Source organism: Xanthomonas sp. 3793 (genome assembly GCF_024806835.1).
Lineage (GTDB): Bacteria > Pseudomonadota > Gammaproteobacteria > Xanthomonadales > Xanthomonadaceae > Xanthomonas > Xanthomonas arboricola_F.
Genome location: NZ_JANTYU010000004.1, coordinates 474838 through 492063, shown reverse-complemented (window position 1 = coordinate 492063; position 17226 = coordinate 474838). Strand labels below are relative to the sequence as shown.

Sequence of the window (17226 nt, the reverse complement as noted above, 5' to 3'; positions counted from 1 at the left end):
CGCTCGATAGCTGGTCGCATGACAGGCCGCCGATGCCTGCGCGGTGTGCGTAGGGTGCGGATGTAGATGCGGCAATACGCCGCGTTTGCTGCATCTTTCACGCACGTTGGCCTAGCGTGATGCGCTCCGCTCATGGAGATATCGCGATGTCCAGATACGCCCCGCACGTCTATTCCGAGCACGTGCAGATCGCCACCCTCGAGCATTGGGTGGCCCTGCTCGACGGACAGGAACGCGTGCGCATCGAACTCGACGACGGCAGCACGCTCAGCGGCACCGTTGCCGTGCGCCCGACCATCCAGACCTATCTCGACGAGAACGACAACGAAGGCGTCAACGGGCAGTTGCGCCTGGATCAGCTGGACGCCACCCAGGAGCCGCACTGGATCTGGATGGATCGCATCGTGGCCGTGCACCCGCTGCCATTGGGTTCCGATCCACACGTCGTGCCGTGATACGGGGCGTGTTGACGATGTATTTACTTCTCTCCGAGCAGTTGTCGGCATGATGGCCGACTGTCGCAACTGTTCAGGAATGGTTCGCAATGCATGCATCCCTGCCTACGCTGATTCGCTGGCCGCTGTCCTTGATGGCGTTGGCCGTTCTCGCCGGATGCGGCGACACCGCCACGCTGGCCATCGAACAGGGAACCGGGCCTGACCCGCAATTGCCCGAGCCGGTCAAGCGCCTGATCCCCACGGTGAAGGTGGCCCCGGTCAAGCGCTGGGCCGCCAACGCCAAACCCATGGCGGCCGACGATCTGCAGGTCAACGCGTTCGCGCGCGATCTCGATCATCCGCGCTGGGTCTACGTGCTGCCCAACGGCGATGTGCTGGTGGCCGAAACCGCCGAACCGCCGAAGCCGGAAAATGCCGAAAGCGGCGGCGGCCTGCGCAAGAAAGTGCAGGGCGCGGTGATGAAGAAAGCTGGCGCCGTGGTGCCCAGTGTCAACCGCATCACCCTGCTGCGCGACGCCGATGGCGACGGCGTGGCAGAGGTGCGCACGCAGTTCATCAGCGGCCTGTTCTCGCCATTCGGCATGGCGCTGGTCGGCGACCGCTTCTACGTGGCCAATGCCGACGCGCTAGTGAGCTTCCCGTACAAGCCTGGCGATACGCACATCAGTGCCAAGCCGACGTTCGTGGCCAATCTGCCCGGCGGGATCAACCACCATTGGACCAAGTCGCTGTTGGCCAACGCCGATGGCAGCAAGCTGTATGTGGGCGTCGGGTCCAACAGCAACGTGGCCGAAAACGGCATGGAGGCCGAGCTCAACCGCGCGGCGATCCTGGAGATCGATCCAGCCACCGGCAGCAGCCGGGTGTTCGCCAGCGGCTTGCGCAACCCGGTGGGCACCGCGTGGGAACCGCAGAGCAAATCGCTGTGGGTTGTGGTCAACGAGCGCGATGAAATCGGCAGCGATCTGGTGCCGGACTATCTGACCTCGGTACGCGATGGCGGCTTCTATGGCTGGCCCTACAGCTACTACGGTCAACATATAGATGAGCGGGTCACGCCGCAGAACCCCGAGCTGGTGGCCAAGGCGATCAAGCCGGATTACGCGCTAGGCCCGCATACGGCCTCACTTGGCCTGACCTTCGCCAGCGGAACTCTGCTGCCGGAGCGGTTCCGCCAGGGCGCCTTCATTGGCCAGCACGGCTCGTGGAATCGCGACCCGCCCAGTGGCTACAAGGTACTGTTCGTCCCGTTTGTCGCTGGCAAGCCCAGCGCAACGCCGATCACGGTCCTGGATGGATTTCTGGACGCCGAAGGCAATGCCCAGGGTCGCCCGGTGGGCGTTGCAGCGGACAATAGCGGTGCCTTGCTGGTCGCCGATGACGTGGGCAATGTGATCTGGCGGGTGACGCCGAAGGCGCGCTAAGCGGAGACGTTCGCAGGCTTTATCTCTTCTCTCGATCCCTTCTCCCGCCGGGAGAAGGGGCCCCGCAGGGGCGGATGAGGGTACGCGCGCAGCCTCGCGGAACTGCCGCGTTGCATGGCTTCGCCTCCTAGCCTCGCCCAACCTCTTTACCGCGGAACTGTCCTTTCTCCCGCCGGGAGACGGTGCCCCGAAGGGGCGGATGAGGGTACGCGCGCAGCGCGGGCCTGCTGCACAGCGTGGCTTCGCCTCGTGACCGCACCCCACTCCCTCTCCGAGCCCCAGCCCGCACTTGCGACGCAGGCGCCCCAGAGCACGCGCCACTGGCGCGCAACTGTGCCCTCGCTCCCCGAAGGGAGAGGGGCTTTACACATGGTCGAAACGTGAACCGCTGACTCACCCATCGCACACCTTTCATACAGTGGCAGCGAGTCGATAGCCGCAGCGCGTCAAGTCCTGGCTGTGATAACAACGCTTAGCGCGGCGATTCCGGCGATGCGCTGAAACGGCGTGCGTAGCCGCGCTCTTCGGTGATGCGGCTGATGTCGTCGTCGGCCATTTCCGGCGCACCGTAGACGGCGTAGGCCACGCTGCCGTCGTCGCGCTCACCGACCTGGTGCAGACGGTAACGGGGGCGGCCTGCGCCGGTGTTTTCGGGGTAGTGCATCGGTGGCGGTGTGTCGTCCAGATCCATTTCGCTGTTGTCGACAACTCCACCTACGAACAGGGCTCGCATCGCGTATCTCCGGTGTGGGCTTGAATTCCAGCCTAGGCCGGCAGATGTTGCGTATGCATCAACGCTCCGTATAAACCGTGCAAGGTCGCCTGTTCGCAGGTCACGTAATGGACGACCCGCATCAGCGCGTGACGGGCTGTCATGCTGCAAGACCGGATCGGGGGCGACCAGGACGGGTGGCAGGCAGCGCTCCCTTACAATGGCCGCCTGTTCACGACCCGACGATCCGATGGCTGGCCCGCACGATGCACCGCTTCAAGCCCTGTTCCTGCCCTTCGCCCAAGGCGCGCTGCCGTGGCCGACAGGCCCGGTCCTGTTTCTGCGCGCGCGCGACGGTTTTCCGCTGCGCGAGCATGCATCCGCCGACGCGCTGACCTGCGAGCAGAGTTTTCGCCCGTTTGCGCAGGCATTGCAGGGGAGCGGCTGGGGCGTGCGCGAAGAGAGCGAGATCGAGGCCGACAGTACGCGGTATGCGCTGGTGCTGGTGCTGCCGCCGCGGCAGCGCGAAGAAGCGCGCGCGCTGTTTGCACGCGCGCTCGCGCTGACCGCGCCCGGCGGCAGGGTGGTGGCGTGCCAGTCCAACAACGAGGGCGCGCGCTCGGGCGAGGCCGATCTGCGCCAGCTCGCCGGCCTGGCCGGCAGCCTGACCAAGCACCACTGCCGCACCTACTGGACCGCGCCGCTGCCTGCCGACACCGACGCCGCGTTGCAGGCGCGCTGGGCCGCGCTGGATGCGCCACGCAAGATCCTGGATGGGCGCTTCGTCAGCCGACCGGGCGTGTTCGCCTGGGATCGCATCGATCCTGCGTCGGCGTTGCTGGTCGAGCACCTGCCGGCCACTCTGTCCGGGCATGGTGCCGACCTGGGTGCGGGGTTCGGGTATCTCTCGGCCGAACTGCTGGCGCGCTGCCCCAAGGTCACCGCGCTGGACCTGTACGAAGCCGAGGCGCGCGCACTGGCGTTGGCGCGACGCAATCTGCAGGACATCGCGCATCCGGCGCAGGTGCAGTACCTCTGGCATGACGTCACCGCCGGGCTGGCGGCGCAGTATGACTTCATCGTCAGCAACCCCCCCTTCCACACGCCCTCGCGCGCCGATCGCCCGGACATCGGCCAGCGTTTCATCGCCGTGGCCGCGCAGGCACTGCGCCCGGGCGGGCAGCTGCTGCTGGTGGCCAACCGGCATCTGCCCTACGAGCAGGTGCTCAACGAAAGCTTCGGGCAGGTCCGCGTGGCCGCCGAGCGCGACGGCTTCAAGTTGATTGCTGCCGTGCGCGGCAAGGCGGCGCGCGCATGAAGCTGGTCAAACACATCGCCAATCTCGGCTATGGCAGCCGCAAGCAGGTGACCCAGCTGTTTCGCCAGGGCGCCGTCACCGATGCGCAGGGCGAGGTGCTGTATGCCGACGACCAGGTGGAGCACGATGCCATCCGCATCGACGGCGAGCCGCTGGACCCGCCGCCGGGTTTCAGCCTGTTGCTGCACAAGCCCAGCGGGTACACCTGTTCGACCAAGGACACCGGCCGGCTGATCTACGAGCTGCTGCCATCGCGCTTTCGCTCGCGTGCGCCGGTATTGGCGCCGGTGGGGCGGCTGGATCGCGACACCAGCGGCATGCTGCTGATGACCGACGATGGCGCGCTGCTGCACCGGATCATTTCGCCCAAGTCCGCGTTGGACAAGGTCTACGACGTCAGCCTGGCCGACGACCTGCGCGGCGACGAAGCGGCGCTGTTTTCCAGCGGCACGCTGCTGCTGGAAGGCGAAACCAAGCCATTGCTGCCGGCCGAGCTTGAGGTGCTTGGCCCACGCCAGGCACGCCTGACCCTGCACGAGGGCCGCTATCACCAGGTACGCCGCATGTTCGCCGCAGCCGGCAATCATGTGGCGGCGCTGCACCGCAGCCGTATCGGCGGCTTGTCGCTGGACGCGTTGCCGGCCGGGCAATGGCGTGCGCTGCAGGACAGCGATCTGGAGGTGTTGTTCGGGCGTGGAGCGGTTGCATGACGGCGGCCACCCCGCTGCCGTTCCGCCCGCAGGCGGTGATCTTCGATATGGATGGCCTGATGCTCGACAGCGAGCGCGCCATCACCGCCTGCCTGGCACAGGCGGCCGAGGCGCAGGGGCTGACGATCGAGCCGGCGTTCTGGTTGCAGATGGTGGGCACCGGCGATGTCGCCTGCCGCCGCCTGCTCGGCGAACGCGTCGGCGACGCCGCTGCCGACCGCATGCTGGCGCGCGCGCAGCTGCTCTATGCCGTCGTTGCCGAACGCGGTATCCCGCACCGGCCCGGCATCATTGCGTTGCTGGAGTATCTGGTGGCGATCGGCATGCCGCGTGCGGTGGCGACCTCCACCCAGCGCCCGCTTGCGTTGCGCAAGCTCAAGGCGGCCGATCTGCTGTGGCGCTTCGACGCGGTGTGCACGGCCAGCGATGTGGCCCATCCCAAGCCGGCGCCGGACATCTACCTGTTGGCAGCGCATTCGCTCCAGGTGGACCCTGCGCACTGCCTGGTGCTGGAAGATTCGCCGACCGGCGTGCGCGCCGCATTGGCGGCGGGCATGACCCCGATCCAGATCCCGGACCTGCTCGAACCGGATGCGGACGTGCGCGCGCTGGGCCATCGCATCATGCCTTCGCTGAGCGATGCGCAGCGCCTGCTGGAAGCGCAATTGTCGGGCTGACCGGCGGGGTGGGTGAGCGTGCGGACGCGCATCCGGACCGCAGTGCGATGCCAGGCGCAGCAATCCGCGCTGGCGATCAGCCCATGGCACGCTGGCGATCAGCGCGCGACCACCAACGCCCCGCTCCCGCCGGGGCGAGAAGGCACGGTTTGCGCGCCACTGGCGCGCGCGGTTTGGAGCGCCTGCGTCGCAAACGCGGGCTGGGCGCGGTGCGGTACGGACAAACCAACCCAAACCGCTTCACGCATGGACAACGCGCAAAGCCCCGCTGCAGCGGATGCACGATGCGCACCGCTATCGGAGCTTGCGCCTCACCGATGCGCAAACGGGGTTGTCGTGCATGACCACCGCCACAGACCGGCAAGCACGCGCGTAGCAGCGTCACGCCCGGCACGCTGCAACGCGCATCACCCAGCCCGCATCGGCAGCACACCTCACACGTATTGCATCTTGCGCGACATGCCGCCGTCGACGACGAAGTCCTGCCCGGTGACGAACCCGGACAGCTGCGGCGACAGCAGATAGACCGCCAGCTGCGCGATGTCTTCCGGCGTGCCCACACGTCCGGCCGGGTGCTGCGCATGGTCGCGTCGCGACAGTTTGGGCGCACGACGGCGCTGCGGCGCACGCCAGGCATCGGTGCTGATCCACCCCGGGCTGATGCTGTTGACGCGTACCTGCGGGCCTTCGCTCAACGCCAATGCGTGAGTGAAGGCGACCAGGCCGCCCTTGGCCGCCGCATAGGCTTCGCTATGCGGCTCGGACTGCCAGGCGCGGGTGGAGGCGATATTGACGATCGCACCACCGCCCTGCGCCTGCGTCAGCGCAGGCAAGGCATGTTTGCTGCATAAAAATGCGCCATGCAGGCTTGCCAGACGCCGGTTCCAGTCGTCCCATTCCAGCTGCGGCAGCGGCGCAACGTGCGGGTCTGCGACGCCGGCGTTATTGACCAGGCCATCGAGTCTGCCGAAGCGCTTGCGCGCCGTGGCGATCAAGCGCGCGGCCTGGGTCTGGCGCGCGGCATCGCAGCGCACGAACGCACTGCGTTGTGGCAGCGCCCATTCCTGCAGGCAGGCCTTTCCGGCATCGGCATCCAGATCGCCGATCACCACGCTGCCGCCGGCACCAAGCACAGCCTGCGCAATCCCGCGTCCAATGCCTTGCGCGCCACCGGTGATCACCACCACGCGGTCCTGCAGCGGTGACGGGTTCCATGCGGAAACAGCGGGAATCAGGGCCATGGCGTGCGCACATAACGGAAGGATGCGGCACTGTAGCGCGCGCCATGTCAGTGCTGCAGCAACACCGGGTATGCGTGCGACAGTGACGCAAACGTGGTCCTTATCGGCACTTCAACCGATGAGCTGTCGACGCAGGCTGCCGACGGTCGTGGCTTGCTGCACGCGATGGCGCGTAACAGCAGGCGTGCTCAGTGCTCGGCGCCGTTCAATACGCGGTCCCAGCCCGCGTGGCCCAGCCGTTCCAGCGTCTGGATATTGCGCTCGACAATCACGTCAGGATCCGGGAACGCCGCCACCGCACGTTCCACGCTGTCCTCGCGCAGCAGGTGCAGGGTCGGGAACGGCGAGCGGTTGGTGAAGTTGGCCACATCGTCCGGCGCAGCGCCTGCGAATTGGTAATCGGGATGGAAGCTGGCCACCTGCAGGATGCCTTGCAGATCCAGCGCTTCCACCGCTGCGTCGGCGTTGTCGAGGAAGTCGTTGTACTCCAGGAAGTCGGTGAGCACGTCCGGATGCACGATCAGCGTGGTGTCGATCTGCTCGGACGGCGTGTCGCGTAGCAGCACCAGTTCTTCGGCCAGTTGTTCCAGCAGGGCTTCGGGCGTGCTGGCATCGCTGAGTACCAGCCGCACCTGGTCCTTGACGTACACCGCCTTGGCGAACGGGCAAAGGTTCAGCCCGATCACCGCGCGCTCGATCCAGGTGCGGGTCGCGGTCAACGGATCGGGCGTGGCAGGCGTGGTGGTCATCGTGGCGGCAGCGTGATGGCGCGCCAGTGTATGCGATCGCTGCGGGCGCGGCGGCGCTAGCCGATTCATCAACGAGGACGCAGCAGACGCAACCGATGCCGTCCGGCGCGATGTTGCTGCGCCCACGCAATCAGCGCGTGTCGCCGTCGTCGCCGTACTCAGCCTCGTCAACATGTGCACCGACATGCGCACGCAAGAACTCCACCGACACCTGTGCAACGTGTCCGGCCAGCGGCGTCTTGTGCGGCGACCCGATGGCATGCGCGCCGCTGTCGAAGGCGATCGCCTGCTTGAGCGGAGCAGCGGTGCCCAGCGCGTCGAACATGGCCAGCATCGCCGGCACCGAGGCAATCTGATCTTCGTCGCCATTGGGCGCGCGGTAATAGCCCAGCAGCACCGGGCAGCGCACCTGTGACCACGGCGGCGCGGTGGCGAGCGCATCGAAGACGCCGCGCAAGGTTCGAAAGCCATCCGGGTGGATGCTGTCCGACCAGTAGGCCAGCTCCGCGGCGCTGCGCGGGTACGGGTCGGCGATCGGCGCATCGGCGTCGCAGAGCCGATCGAGCAGGTCCGCATTGACCGGCTGGATGCCGGGCGACCACGCCACCACCGCCGCAACCTGCTCGGGATGCCGGGCCGCAAGCCATAACGCCAGCGTGCCGCCCAGTGATGAACCGACAATCGCAACGCGCTCGCCCATGCGCTGCGCCAGCGCCAGCGCCTCCCGTGCAGAGCTGTGTAGCGCCGCTGTGGTCAGCCCCCGCATCGCATCGGGTGCGCTGTCACCATGCTGGGGCCAGCGGTGCACGTAGCCGTTGGCGCCCAATGCATCGGCCATCTGTTCGGGCAGCGCGCCGGCCTCGCCCGGACTTGCAGAAAACCCATGCAGGAACAGCAGCGCCAGTGGGGTGCGTTGCTGGGCAGCGCTGCGCCAATGCCAGCGTGCCGCGGTACCTGGCTTCAGCTCAGTGCTGTGGTCGTTGTGCATGGTGGGCCAGCAGGGCCAGCAGTTCGTGGGCGTTGATCGGCTTGGACAGGTAACCGGCCACGCCGGCGGCTGCGGCTTCGCGCATCGAATCGGTACGCGTGTCGGCGGTCAGCACGACGATCGGCGGCAGCGCGGCAATCGCATCGCGGGCCTGCCCCAAGGCATCCCAGCCGGAGGTGCCGGGCATGTGCAGATCGAGAAACACCAGGTCCGGCGCGGCCTGGGCAATGCGCTGCACCGCATCGGTGCCATCGACATGAAAGCTCACCCGATGCCCGGCGCGCGTCAGCAGGTTGCCGATCACCAGGCGATTGGTGTCCATGTCCTCGAAGACCAGGCAATGCAGCGGCGGAACGGTCTGCGCGTGGTGCGCCAACGCATCGCGCAGGTCGAGCGTGCGGCTGCTGTCGGCTGCGGCCACCGGCAGCTCGAAGATCCAGCGGAAGATGCTGCCGCCGGCCGGGTTGTCGCCCACCGTCAGGCTGCCGCGCATTGCATCGGACACCGACAGGGCGATATACAGCCCCAGGCCGACCCCGCCCTCGGCACGGCTGAATCCGGTGCTGAGCTGGGTGAACGGCGTAAAGATGTAGGCCTTCTTGTCGTCGGGCACGCCGATGCCGGTGTCGGTGATCGTCGCGGCGATCAACCAGCGCTGCTGTATCTGGGTGGCTTCGAGCAGCAATTCGACCGCGCCACCGGCCGGGGTGAACTTGATCGCATTGATGACCAGGTTGCTGATCACCTGCTCGATGCGGCCCTCGTCGCCCAGCACGTAGGGCGTGTTCGGTGCCTCCATGCGCACGCTCAGCGACACGCCCTTGGTGGATGCGGCGGTTGCGCAGACCGCTTTGACGGTGGTCAGCACGTCCAGCAGGCTCAGAGGCTTGCTCTGCAGCTGCAGTCGCCCACCGTCGATGCTGGCAACGTCCAGCACTTCATTGACGCGATGGCGCAGTGCGGTCGCATTGACGGTCATGGCCTGCATCAGGTCGCGCTGTTCGGACGACATGCTGTCGGTGTCGATCAGCTGCGCGCAATTGATGACCGCATTCAACGGCGTGCGCAGCTCATGGTTCATGGTGCTGATGAAACGGCTTTGCGCATCGCGCGAGGCCAGCGCCTGCAGCGCCACTTCCTGCATCGCAAGCACGATGCGCGCCACCAGCAGCGGCAGCACCATGCTGAGCGCCACCGCATACACGAAGTACGCCGGCCGCGACAGCCAATAGCCGCTGGGCGCGGTCAGCAGCATCAGCACGAAGGTGGCCAGCAGCACCGGCAAGGTCGCGCGTTGCCCATAGCGGGCCACCGCCGCGATGGTGATGAACGGCAAAAACGCGTTCAACGACATCAACAGGATGAAGGCCAGCGTGGTCTGGATGCCGATGAACAGCAGGTTCATCGCAAAGCCCATCGCATCCAGCCACTCGCTGGGCGGGATGACCCGGCGCCGCACCAGCACCATCCACGCGACCGAGATGACCCATAAGGCCACGGCGGTGGGGAATACGTTGTGCGCGTCCTTGACCAGCACCGGCTGTGGGCCATACAGCCAGCCCAGGCACCACAGGGTCACCATGGTCTGCACGATCACCCGGCCGACGCAGGCGCGGTATTCCAGAAACGACTCGAACAGCCGCACCAGTCTGTCGTTGCGCAGCTGCCGGGCGGCCAGAATCAGGCCGGGCGCTGCGCCGTCGGAAGTGCTACGCATGAGGCTCCGCGTCGTCGATGGGAAGAGTGCGCCGGTAGCGCTTGACCAGTAGACCTGCGGCAGTGGCCACGGCGGTGAAGCGGTGCGCAAGCATGTCGCTCAACGCGTCGCGTTCCACATCGTCACGCAGCTGGTCGCAGGCCTTGAGCAAGGGCTGCGAGCCGGTCAACGAGATGGTGTTCTTCAACGAGTGGATCTGTTCCAGTGCCTGCGCGTGGCTGGTGTTGGCGTCGCCAAGCGTGCACCGCGCAATGGCGTGTTCGATCTCCACCGCAAAGGCGTCGGCAAAGGCCGCAGCAGCCACCGGGTCGAGGCCGGCCATGGTGTGCAGCGTGGATCCGCTTTCGATCTGCGGTTGCGCATGGATCCTGACCGCCTGCACGCCGCCTGCGGCAGGCGCGCTGGCCTGTAAGGTGCGCAGGCGATGCAGCAGGCGGGTGAGCAGGGAGCGCATCGCGCCGCTAGACCTGCGGCCCGCAGCGACGATCGCGCTCAGCGCGGCCGCAACGCAGGCGTTGCTGGCCCCACTGCACGGCGCCGCAACGCACTGCAGGCGCCTGCATGTCGGCGTTGGCCACCGCACTCACCGGCATCGCCCGCGCACGCTCAGTCGCGGAAGTTGTCAAATTGCAGCGGAAGCTCGAAATCGGCCTTTTTCAGCAGCGCGATCGCATCCTGCAGGTCGTCGCGCTTCTTGCCGGTCACGCGCAGCTTGTCGCCGTTGATCTGCGCCTCGACCTTGATCTTGGCTTCCTTCAACTTGGCCACCAGCTGCTTGGCCTGCTTCTGCTCGAGGCCCTGCTTGACGGTGACCTTCTGCCGCGCACCGGCCAGATTGGTTTCCACATCGCCAAAGTCCAGGCAGCGCACATCGATGCTGCGCGCCAACAGCCGCGCGCGCAGGATGTCGGTCATCTGCTTGAGCTGGAAGTCGCTGGGCGCGGACTGGTTGATCACCTTGCCGTCCTCCAGTTCGAACTTGGCTTCCACACCCTTGAAATCGAAACGCGTGTCCAGTTCACGGTTGGCCTGGTCCACCGCATTGGTCAGTTCGTGCTTGTCGACTTCGGACACGACGTCGAAGGAAGGCATGCAAAGCTCCTGTTGTCTGAAAACAGCGGCCATTCTAGGCCATCGCGCCCGGATGCCCGTCATCGGCGCATGGCGGTTGGCGCGTTGCGACGGCGATAATGCGTCCATGCCCAACCCCCGTTCTCCGCTTGCCGCCATCGCCTGGATGGTCGCCGCCGTGGCCTGCTTCTCGCTGATGGATGCGGCGATGAAGCTGCTGTCGGCGCATTACCCGCCGTTGCAGGTGACCCTGTTGCGTGGCGCCGCGTCGCTGCCGTTCGTGCTGGTGTGGGTGTTCGCCACCGCCGGGCCGCGTGCCATCGTGCCGGTGCGCTGGGGCCTGCATCTGCTGCGCGGGGGCCTGGGCATGGTGATGATCGGCTGCTTCGTCTACGGCCTGAAGCGGATGCCGCTGTCCACCGCCTACACCATCTACTTCGTGGCACCGTTGCTGGTGGCGGCCTTGTCGGTGCCGCTACTGGGGGAACACGTGGGGCCGCGGCGCTGGACGGCGATCGCCATCGGCCTGGTCGGGGTCATCGTGGTGCTGCGCCCGGGCGTGGGCGGGTTGGTGTCGCTGCCAGGGCTGATGGTGCTGCTGGCGGCCACCGCCTATGCCATCGCCGCAGTCACGGTGAGCCTGCTGACCCGCACCGATACGCCGCAGTCCATGGTGGTGTGGTTCCTGCTGTTCATGGCCATCGGCGCCGGCTTGCTGGCCATCCCCGACTGGGTGCCGTTGCAGGCCAGCCACGGCTGGCTGATCGCCGGCATGGGCCTGGCCGGCGCGCTAGGGCAGATTGCGCTGACCCAGGCCTTCCTGCGCGGCGAGGCCTCGATGATCGCGCCGCTGGAATACACCGGCCTGGTCTGGGTGATCGGCTGGGACTGGCTGCTGTGGCAGACCTTGCCCGACGGCTGGACCTGGACCGGCGCCGGCATCATCGTCGCCAGCGGGCTGTATTTGTTGCGGCGGGAGCGGATAAGGCAGGCCGATAGGCCGCCGCCGCTGGATAGGCCGTGATTGGGGATTCGGGATTGGGGATTGGGGATTCGCAAAAGCCAAAGCGCCTTGCCGTTGCCCTTGCGAATCCCCAATCCCGACTCCCGAATCCCAGCCGTTAGAACCTAATGGAATGACGGCCGTAAACATTGACTGGTAGGCTTCACGACCCCCCAATCGGCCACGCGCGGTGATCCAGTTTCAGGGCCTGCACAAGTCTTACTCCGTCGACGGTCGCCAGATCGTGGCGCTGCATCCGCTCGATCTGCGGATCGGCCCTGGCGAGGTGTTCGGCATCATCGGTCATTCCGGTGCCGGCAAATCCACGCTGATCCGCTTGATCAACCGGCTGGAGGAGCCTAGCGGTGGGCGCCTGCTGATTGGCGAGGAAGACGTCACCGCGCTGGACAGCCAGGGCATGCGTGGCCTGCGTCGGCGCATCGGCATGATCTTCCAGCACTTCAACCTGCTGTCCTCGCGCACCGTGGCCGGCAATGTGGCCTTTCCGCTGGAACTGGCCGGCACCGCGCGCGCGCAGGTCGATGCGCGGGTTGCCGAGCTGCTGGCGCGGGTCGGCCTGCAGGAGCACGCCAGCAAGTATCCGGCGCAGCTGTCCGGCGGCCAGAAGCAGCGCGTGGGCATTGCGCGCGCGCTGGCCACCCGGCCGCAGATCCTGCTGTGCGACGAGGCCACCAGCGCGCTGGACCCGCAGACCACCGCCTCGGTGCTGCAACTGCTGGCGCAGATCAACCGCGAGCTGGGCCTGACCATCGTGCTGATCACCCACGAAATGGACGTGATCCGCCGGGTCTGCGACCGCGTGGCGGTGCTGGACGCCGGCAAGCTGGTGGAAACCGGCCCGGTCACCGAGGTGTTCCTGCATCCCAAACATGCCACCACGCGGCGCTTCGTGTCCGAAGCCGAGCACGTGGACGAGGCCGAGCTGCACCGCGATTTCGCCGCCGTCGGCGGGCGCGTCGTGCGCCTGACCTTCCTGGGGAACGGTACCTATGAGCCGGTGCTGGGCCGCATCGCCCGCGAGACCGGGGTCGACTACAACATCCTGTCCGGGCGCGTGGACCGCATCAAGGACACGCCGTACGGCCAGCTCATCGTCGCGCTGACCGGCGGCGACCAGAATGCTGCGCGTGCCGGCTTTGTCGCCGCCGGCGTGCACGTGGAGGACCTGCGCGTATGAACCTGACGCCGATCGCCGCCGCAGGCGGTTTTTTCCGCAATCTCGATGCCGCCAAATGGGGCGACATCGGGCAGGCGACCCTGGATACCTTGCTGATGCTGGCTGGCGCGCTGCCGCTGACCTTGCTGATCGGCCTGCCGCTGGGTGTTGCGCTGTTCCTGTGCGGCGCCCCGCAGCTACGCCGTCGTCCGGTGGTGTACGGCGCGCTGGCCCTGGTGATCAACCTGCTGCGCTCGGTGCCCTTCATCATCCTGATGATTGCGATGATCCCGCTCACCCTGGCGCTGATGGGCACCTCGCTCGGCGTGCGCGGCGCGATCCTGCCGCTGGTGGTGGGCGCCGCGCCGTTCTATGCGCGCCTGGTGGAAACCGCGCTGCGCGAGGTGGACCGCGGCATTATCGAAGCCAGCCAGGCGATGGGTGCCACCACGCGCCAGCTGGTGCTGTGGGTGCTGTTGCCCGAAGCGCGCCCCGGCCTGATCGCAGGCGCCACCGTCACCACCATCGCGCTGATCGGCTTCACCGCCATGGGCGGGGCGATCGGCTCCGGCGGCCTGGGCGATGTGGCCTACCGCGAGGGCTATATGCGCTCGCATGCCGATGTCGCGCTGATCACCGTCATCGCCTTGCTGGTGCTGGTGCAGCTGTTGCAGATGCTGGGCGATCGCCTGGTGGCCCGCTACAGCCGCCGCTGAGCCAGAGGCGCGCCGCTGAGCCAGAGGCGCCGCCGGGTCGGCAACCGTTGGCCGCGGTGCGTGCCCGCATCGGCGGCCATCGTTGCGGTCAGCTGCAGCCGGCTGCGCTGGCATCTTCCCGGCGTTCGTCTTGCCTGCACGGCCGGCGCGGGCCGCCGCATCGCCGCTGCACCTGCGGTCTGCTAGGTTTAACGCCTGCGGCCCGTCCGCATTCCTCCTCCCACGGACCCTTTCATGAGCACATTTGCGTTTCGTTCCCTTCTTGCTGTGGCCACGCTTGCGTTGGCGTCCTGCGGCGGCAATGGCGGCAGCGGTGGCGATACCCTCACCGTCGCAGCCACGGCGGTGCCGCACGCCGAAATCCTGGAAGTGGTCGAACCGCTGCTGGCCAAGCAGGGGGTGAAGCTGGATGTACGCGTGTTCAACGACTACGTGCAGCCCAACGACCAGGTCGTGCAGAAGCAGATCGACGTCAACTATTTCCAGACCGAGCCCTACCTGGACGCCTACAACCGCGACCGCAAGAGCCAGCTGGTGACCGTGGTCGGCGTGCATATCGAGCCGTTCGGTGCATACTCGCGCCGCTTCAAGGCGCTGGCCGATCTGCCGACCGGCGCCGACGTAGTGATTCCCAACGACCCGAGCAACAACAGCCGCGCGCTGATCCTGCTCGACAAGGCCGGCGTGATCAAACTCAAGGACCCGAGCAACGCGCTGTCCACCCAGCGCGACATCGTCGACAACCCCAAGCAGCTGAAATTCCGCGAGCTCGATTCGGCGATGTTGCCGCGCGTGCTGGATCAGGTGGACCTGGCGCTGATCAACACCAACTACGCGCTCGATGCCGGGCTCAACCCCACCCGCGATGCGCTGGCGATCGAAAGCAAGGAGTCGCCATACGTGAACTTCCTGGTGGCGCGCGCAGACAACAAGGACGATGCGCGCGTGCAGAAGCTGGCCAAGGCCTTGACCAGCCCGGAAGTGAAGGCCTTTATCGAACAGAAGTACAAGGGCGCGGTCCTGCCCGCGTTCTGAGTGCGATCACGACGGTCGCGCTCACCAGGCCGGTGCGCGCGGCCGATCGCACCGGTGGCACCGAACACACAGGGCTGACGCCGGCGTAGTAGCGTGGGCAGCCCTGCTCTCCGGCCACCGATGCGATGCCCCTGCTTCTTGCCATCCCGCTGGCCGTGATCATCGCCCTGGCGGTGTTCGCGGTGCTGTTCCCGTTATCGTTGCTGCAGCGTTTCCGTGTCGGTACCGCGCGCCGCCAGGCACGCGGCTGGTTGCTGATGATCAATCTGGTGTCGGCGGTCCTTTCCAGCGTGTTGTTCGTCATTTTCACCGCGATCGCCGCGGCATTCTGGCCAGGTGCGATCAGTCATGCCGCCTTCGGCTGGGCATGCGGGCTGGCGCTGGGTGTGCTGGCGTTGCGCCTGACCCAGTTCGAGCGCACTACCCAAGGGTTGTTCTATCGGCCCAATCTCTGGCTCGTGCTGGCCTTGACCGCGCTGGTAGTGGTGCGGGTGATCGCCGGCATGGTGCAGGGTTGGCGCAGTGCCTGGCAGGGCGTGGCATGGCCGGTCGATGGCTGGCTCAGCCATGCCAGCCTGCTGGGTGCCGCCGGCGTGCTGCTCGGCTATGCGTTGGCTTACGCCACCTTGCTGTGGTGGCGCTGGCGCACCGCGCGCTTGCGCGGCAGCGTCTACTGGCGTTGAAACGCGTCAGGTGCACGCCATGCGCCGACGCAGCCTGGCGCAGTCGTGGATGTCGTGCATAAAAAAACGGGCCTGACGGCCCGTTTTTTCGACTCGGACGTTGCGTATCGCGACGTGCTTAGAAGCGCGCGCCGACACCGAAACCAACGGTCCACGGATCCAGTTCCAGCTCGCTGCCGGTGCCCTGGCCGCCCACGCGCAGTTCCGGACGCGAACGCATGTAGCGGGCGTCGGCACGTGCGAACCAGGTGGAGTTGATGTTCATGTCCACACCGACGGTGCCGATCACGCCCTTGGCGGTATCCAGGCCCACGTGCTGGCCGGTGGTCGACGCCGCATCGATCTTCTCGTTGCTGAAGTTCGACTCGTAGTAGCCCACTCCCACGAACGGACGGAACACGTTGTCGGCCTGGCCGAAGTGATACTGGCCGCTGATGGCGATCGGCTGCTGCTCGACAGTGCCCAGCTTGCCCGCGCCATCGGCGTTGACACGGTGGTTGAACTTGTCGGCGGCGCCCCACAGTTCAACGGCCCAGTTGTCGTTGATGTAGTAGCTGGCGCTCAGCGTCGGCGCCGGGCCGCCATCGACGTCCAGGCCCGGAGCCGGATCGTTCTTCGGCTTGATCAAGGCGACACCACCGACCACTGCCCAATGCTTGCCGGACGCGCTATCGGCGCTGGTGGAAGTCGAGGAGGTGTCGCCGGTATAAGTGGTGTCCTGCGCGAACGCGGACGGTGCAAACGCAAGAGCGGATACGGCAGCCAGGCTCAGGATGGAAATGGCACGCATTGGAGGTCTCCTCGCATAATTTTTGTTAGGCCCGTGGAGTGGGCCGCGCCAAAGCTATTCCTGAAAATCTGAATCCACGCCTACCTGCAGCTCGCTAAAATTTCGTTTGTTCAGGAACTTTCCCGAGAAGGTTGCGGTTGCGACATGCAGGCTGAAAAAGACATTCACGCAGATGCGATTGCCGTGACGAAAAACGACGTACGTGACGGCTTGCCAGCGCACATTCCTAACGATTGCCGTGTCCTGGTGCTCGGCTCGATGCCCGGCATTGCATCGTTGGAGGCGGGTCGCTATTACGCGCATCCGCGCAATCGGTTCTGGCCCTTGATGCATGCCCTATTAGGCATCGATGCCGCCGCAGCGTATGCCTTACGCATGCAGGCGCTGAACGCGCGTGGCGTCGGCGTGTGGGACGTCATCGGCCAGTGCGCGCGCCGCGGCAGCCTGGATGCCGCCATCGTCGCAGACAGTGTCGTGGTCAATCCGCTGCCAGCCGTGCTGGCACGCCTGCCGCAGCTGCGCATGGTGGCCTGCAATGGCGCCGCAGCGGCGCAGGCCTGGCGTCGCCACGTCGATCCGCTGCTATCGCCGGGTGCGCGCAGCGTGCCGCTTGTGGCGTTGCCTTCCACCAGTCCGGCCAACGCTGCATGGTCGTTGCCGCGCCTGTGCCAAGCGTGGCAATCGCTGCGCGATGCATTGGACTGATGCGGCCCTGGCACCGCGAAACAAGCGCCACGCTGCGTACCGGCGCGGCGCG

General features: G+C 66.6%; 19 protein-coding genes. 11 read left to right on the top strand and 8 right to left on the bottom strand.

The genetic code is table 11. The features are described from left to right. The first annotated feature begins 146 nt into the window (after window positions 1-146). Both FHY18_RS15615 and FHY18_RS15610 read left to right on the top strand, forming a co-directional pair. Window positions 147-455 (top strand): DUF3247 family protein, encoded by a 309-nt coding sequence (locus FHY18_RS15615; RefSeq protein ID WP_259156689.1) that lies wholly within the window; start codon window positions 147-149, stop codon window positions 453-455. 89 nt (window positions 456-544) lie between these two features. Then, on the top strand, window positions 545-1882 hold the full coding sequence (locus FHY18_RS15610; RefSeq protein ID WP_259156688.1) for a sorbosone dehydrogenase family protein: 1338 nt from the start codon (window positions 545-547) through the stop codon (window positions 1880-1882). A gap of 472 nt (window positions 1883-2354) precedes the next feature. Here the strand turns inward: FHY18_RS15610 and FHY18_RS15605 are convergent, their stop codons facing one another. Next, entirely contained in the window at window positions 2355-2615 is a 261-nt protein-coding gene (locus FHY18_RS15605; RefSeq protein WP_104535155.1) for a hypothetical protein, read from the bottom strand. Window positions 2616-2844: 229 nt separating this feature from the next. On the opposite strand from FHY18_RS15605, the gene FHY18_RS15600 reads away from it, so the two are divergent. The 3 genes from FHY18_RS15600 to FHY18_RS15590 are packed head-to-tail and all read left to right on the top strand — an operon-like array spanning window position 2845 to window position 5299. Then, window positions 2845-3912 (top strand): class I SAM-dependent methyltransferase, encoded by a 1068-nt coding sequence (locus FHY18_RS15600; protein WP_259156686.1) that lies wholly within the window; start codon window positions 2845-2847, stop codon window positions 3910-3912. After that, window positions 3909-4622 (top strand): pseudouridine synthase, encoded by a 714-nt coding sequence (locus FHY18_RS15595; protein WP_259156685.1) that lies wholly within the window; start codon window positions 3909-3911, stop codon window positions 4620-4622. The genes FHY18_RS15600 and FHY18_RS15595 overlap by 4 nt, the downstream gene beginning before the upstream one ends. Continuing rightward, window positions 4619-5299 (top strand): HAD family phosphatase, encoded by a 681-nt coding sequence (locus FHY18_RS15590; protein WP_259156684.1) that lies wholly within the window; start codon window positions 4619-4621, stop codon window positions 5297-5299. Before FHY18_RS15595 ends, FHY18_RS15590 begins: the two co-directional genes overlap by 4 nt. 434 nt (window positions 5300-5733) lie before the next feature. On the opposite strand, the gene FHY18_RS15585 is transcribed toward FHY18_RS15590, so the two are convergent. The 6 genes from FHY18_RS15585 to FHY18_RS15560 all read right to left on the bottom strand — a co-directional run bounded on the left by FHY18_RS15585 (window position 5734) and on the right by FHY18_RS15560 (window position 11086). Then, complete coding sequence (locus tag FHY18_RS15585; RefSeq protein WP_259156682.1) at window positions 5734-6540, bottom strand: SDR family oxidoreductase; 807 nt, start codon at window positions 6538-6540, stop codon at window positions 5734-5736. Between the two features lie 188 nt (window positions 6541-6728). Then, a complete protein-coding gene (locus FHY18_RS15580; protein ID WP_259156680.1) occupies window positions 6729-7289 on the bottom strand; it encodes a DUF1415 domain-containing protein in 561 nt (186 codons plus the stop codon). Window positions 7290-7419: 130 nt separating this feature from the next. After that, window positions 7420-8277, bottom strand: coding sequence for a S9 family peptidase (locus tag FHY18_RS15575; RefSeq protein WP_259156679.1), 858 nt, complete (start codon window positions 8275-8277; stop codon window positions 7420-7422). Next, window positions 8255-9994, bottom strand: a complete 1740-nt coding sequence (locus tag FHY18_RS15570) for an ATP-binding protein (RefSeq protein WP_259156677.1) — start codon at window positions 9992-9994, stop codon at window positions 8255-8257. The genes FHY18_RS15575 and FHY18_RS15570 overlap by 23 nt, the downstream gene beginning before the upstream one ends. Then, window positions 9987-10448, bottom strand: a complete 462-nt coding sequence (locus FHY18_RS15565) for a hypothetical protein (protein WP_259156675.1) — start codon at window positions 10446-10448, stop codon at window positions 9987-9989. Before FHY18_RS15565 ends, FHY18_RS15570 begins: the two co-directional genes overlap by 8 nt. 152 nt (window positions 10449-10600) lie before the next feature. Beyond that, entirely contained in the window at window positions 10601-11086 is a 486-nt protein-coding gene (locus FHY18_RS15560) for a YajQ family cyclic di-GMP-binding protein (RefSeq protein WP_259156674.1), read from the bottom strand. Window positions 11087-11192: 106 nt separating this feature from the next. Here FHY18_RS15560 and FHY18_RS15555 point away from each other — a divergent pair, with 106 nt between their 5' ends. From FHY18_RS15555 to FHY18_RS15535, 5 genes are all read left to right on the top strand, one after another. Beyond that, entirely contained in the window at window positions 11193-12089 is an 897-nt protein-coding gene (locus tag FHY18_RS15555; RefSeq protein ID WP_259156671.1) for a DMT family transporter, read from the top strand. 169 nt (window positions 12090-12258) lie between these two features. Then, window positions 12259-13266 carry a methionine ABC transporter ATP-binding protein gene (locus tag FHY18_RS15550; RefSeq protein WP_259156670.1) on the top strand — a complete coding sequence of 336 codons (1008 nt, stop codon included), beginning with the start codon at window positions 12259-12261 and terminating at the stop codon, window positions 13264-13266. A 2-nt stretch (window positions 13267-13268) separates the two neighbouring features. Further along, window positions 13269-13961 (top strand): methionine ABC transporter permease, encoded by a 693-nt coding sequence (locus FHY18_RS15545; RefSeq protein ID WP_259156991.1) that lies wholly within the window; start codon window positions 13269-13271, stop codon window positions 13959-13961. A 234-nt stretch (window positions 13962-14195) separates the two neighbouring features. Further along, window positions 14196-14996, top strand: coding sequence for a MetQ/NlpA family ABC transporter substrate-binding protein (locus FHY18_RS15540; protein WP_259156669.1), 801 nt, complete (start codon window positions 14196-14198; stop codon window positions 14994-14996). Window positions 14997-15121: 125 nt separating this feature from the next. Beyond that, the gene (locus FHY18_RS15535; RefSeq protein ID WP_259156668.1) at window positions 15122-15679 is read left to right on the top strand and encodes a DUF1453 domain-containing protein; all 558 of its coding nucleotides are present in this window, start codon (window positions 15122-15124) and stop codon (window positions 15677-15679) included. A gap of 118 nt (window positions 15680-15797) precedes the next feature. Here the strand turns inward: FHY18_RS15535 and FHY18_RS15530 are convergent, their stop codons facing one another. After that, window positions 15798-16469: an OmpW family outer membrane protein gene (locus FHY18_RS15530; RefSeq protein ID WP_259156667.1), complete on the bottom strand. Its 672-nt coding sequence runs from the start codon at window positions 16467-16469 to the stop codon at window positions 15798-15800. 144 nt (window positions 16470-16613) lie between these two features. Here FHY18_RS15530 and FHY18_RS15525 point away from each other — a divergent pair, with 144 nt between their 5' ends. Further along, window positions 16614-17174 (top strand): DNA-deoxyinosine glycosylase, encoded by a 561-nt coding sequence (locus FHY18_RS15525; protein ID WP_259156666.1) that lies wholly within the window; start codon window positions 16614-16616, stop codon window positions 17172-17174. Window positions 17175-17226: the final 52 nt, after the last annotated feature.

Bases quoted from the DNA above. Each gene is read 5' to 3' on its own strand.
- FHY18_RS15590 (WP_259156684.1), top strand. From the start codon at position 4,619: ATGACGGCGGCCACCCCGCTGCCGTTCCGCCCGCAGGCGGTGATCTTC.
- FHY18_RS15530 (WP_259156667.1), bottom strand. From the start codon at position 16,469: ATGCGTGCCATTTCCATCCTGAGCCTGGCTGCCGTATCCGCTCTTGCG.
- FHY18_RS15535 (WP_259156668.1), top strand. From the start codon at position 15,122: ATGCCCCTGCTTCTTGCCATCCCGCTGGCCGTGATCATCGCCCTGGCG.
- FHY18_RS15570 (WP_259156677.1), bottom strand. From the start codon at position 9,994: ATGCGTAGCACTTCCGACGGCGCAGCGCCCGGCCTGATTCTGGCCGCC.
- FHY18_RS15605 (WP_104535155.1), bottom strand. From the start codon at position 2,615: ATGCGAGCCCTGTTCGTAGGTGGAGTTGTCGACAACAGCGAAATGGAT.
- FHY18_RS15575 (WP_259156679.1), bottom strand. From the start codon at position 8,277: ATGCACAACGACCACAGCACTGAGCTGAAGCCAGGTACCGCGGCACGC.
- FHY18_RS15565 (WP_259156675.1), bottom strand. From the start codon at position 10,448: ATGCGCTCCCTGCTCACCCGCCTGCTGCATCGCCTGCGCACCTTACAG.
- FHY18_RS15580 (WP_259156680.1), bottom strand. From the start codon at position 7,289: ATGACCACCACGCCTGCCACGCCCGATCCGTTGACCGCGACCCGCACC.
- FHY18_RS15540 (WP_259156669.1), top strand. From the start codon at position 14,196: ATGAGCACATTTGCGTTTCGTTCCCTTCTTGCTGTGGCCACGCTTGCG.
- FHY18_RS15615 (WP_259156689.1), top strand. From the start codon at position 147: ATGTCCAGATACGCCCCGCACGTCTATTCCGAGCACGTGCAGATCGCC.
- FHY18_RS15595 (WP_259156685.1), top strand. From the start codon at position 3,909: ATGAAGCTGGTCAAACACATCGCCAATCTCGGCTATGGCAGCCGCAAG.
- FHY18_RS15560 (WP_259156674.1), bottom strand. From the start codon at position 11,086: ATGCCTTCCTTCGACGTCGTGTCCGAAGTCGACAAGCACGAACTGACC.
- FHY18_RS15555 (WP_259156671.1), top strand. From the start codon at position 11,193: ATGCCCAACCCCCGTTCTCCGCTTGCCGCCATCGCCTGGATGGTCGCC.
- FHY18_RS15585 (WP_259156682.1), bottom strand. From the start codon at position 6,540: ATGGCCCTGATTCCCGCTGTTTCCGCATGGAACCCGTCACCGCTGCAG.
- FHY18_RS15610 (WP_259156688.1), top strand. From the start codon at position 545: ATGCATGCATCCCTGCCTACGCTGATTCGCTGGCCGCTGTCCTTGATG.
- FHY18_RS15525 (WP_259156666.1), top strand. From the start codon at position 16,614: ATGCAGGCTGAAAAAGACATTCACGCAGATGCGATTGCCGTGACGAAA.
- FHY18_RS15600 (WP_259156686.1), top strand. From the start codon at position 2,845: ATGGCTGGCCCGCACGATGCACCGCTTCAAGCCCTGTTCCTGCCCTTC.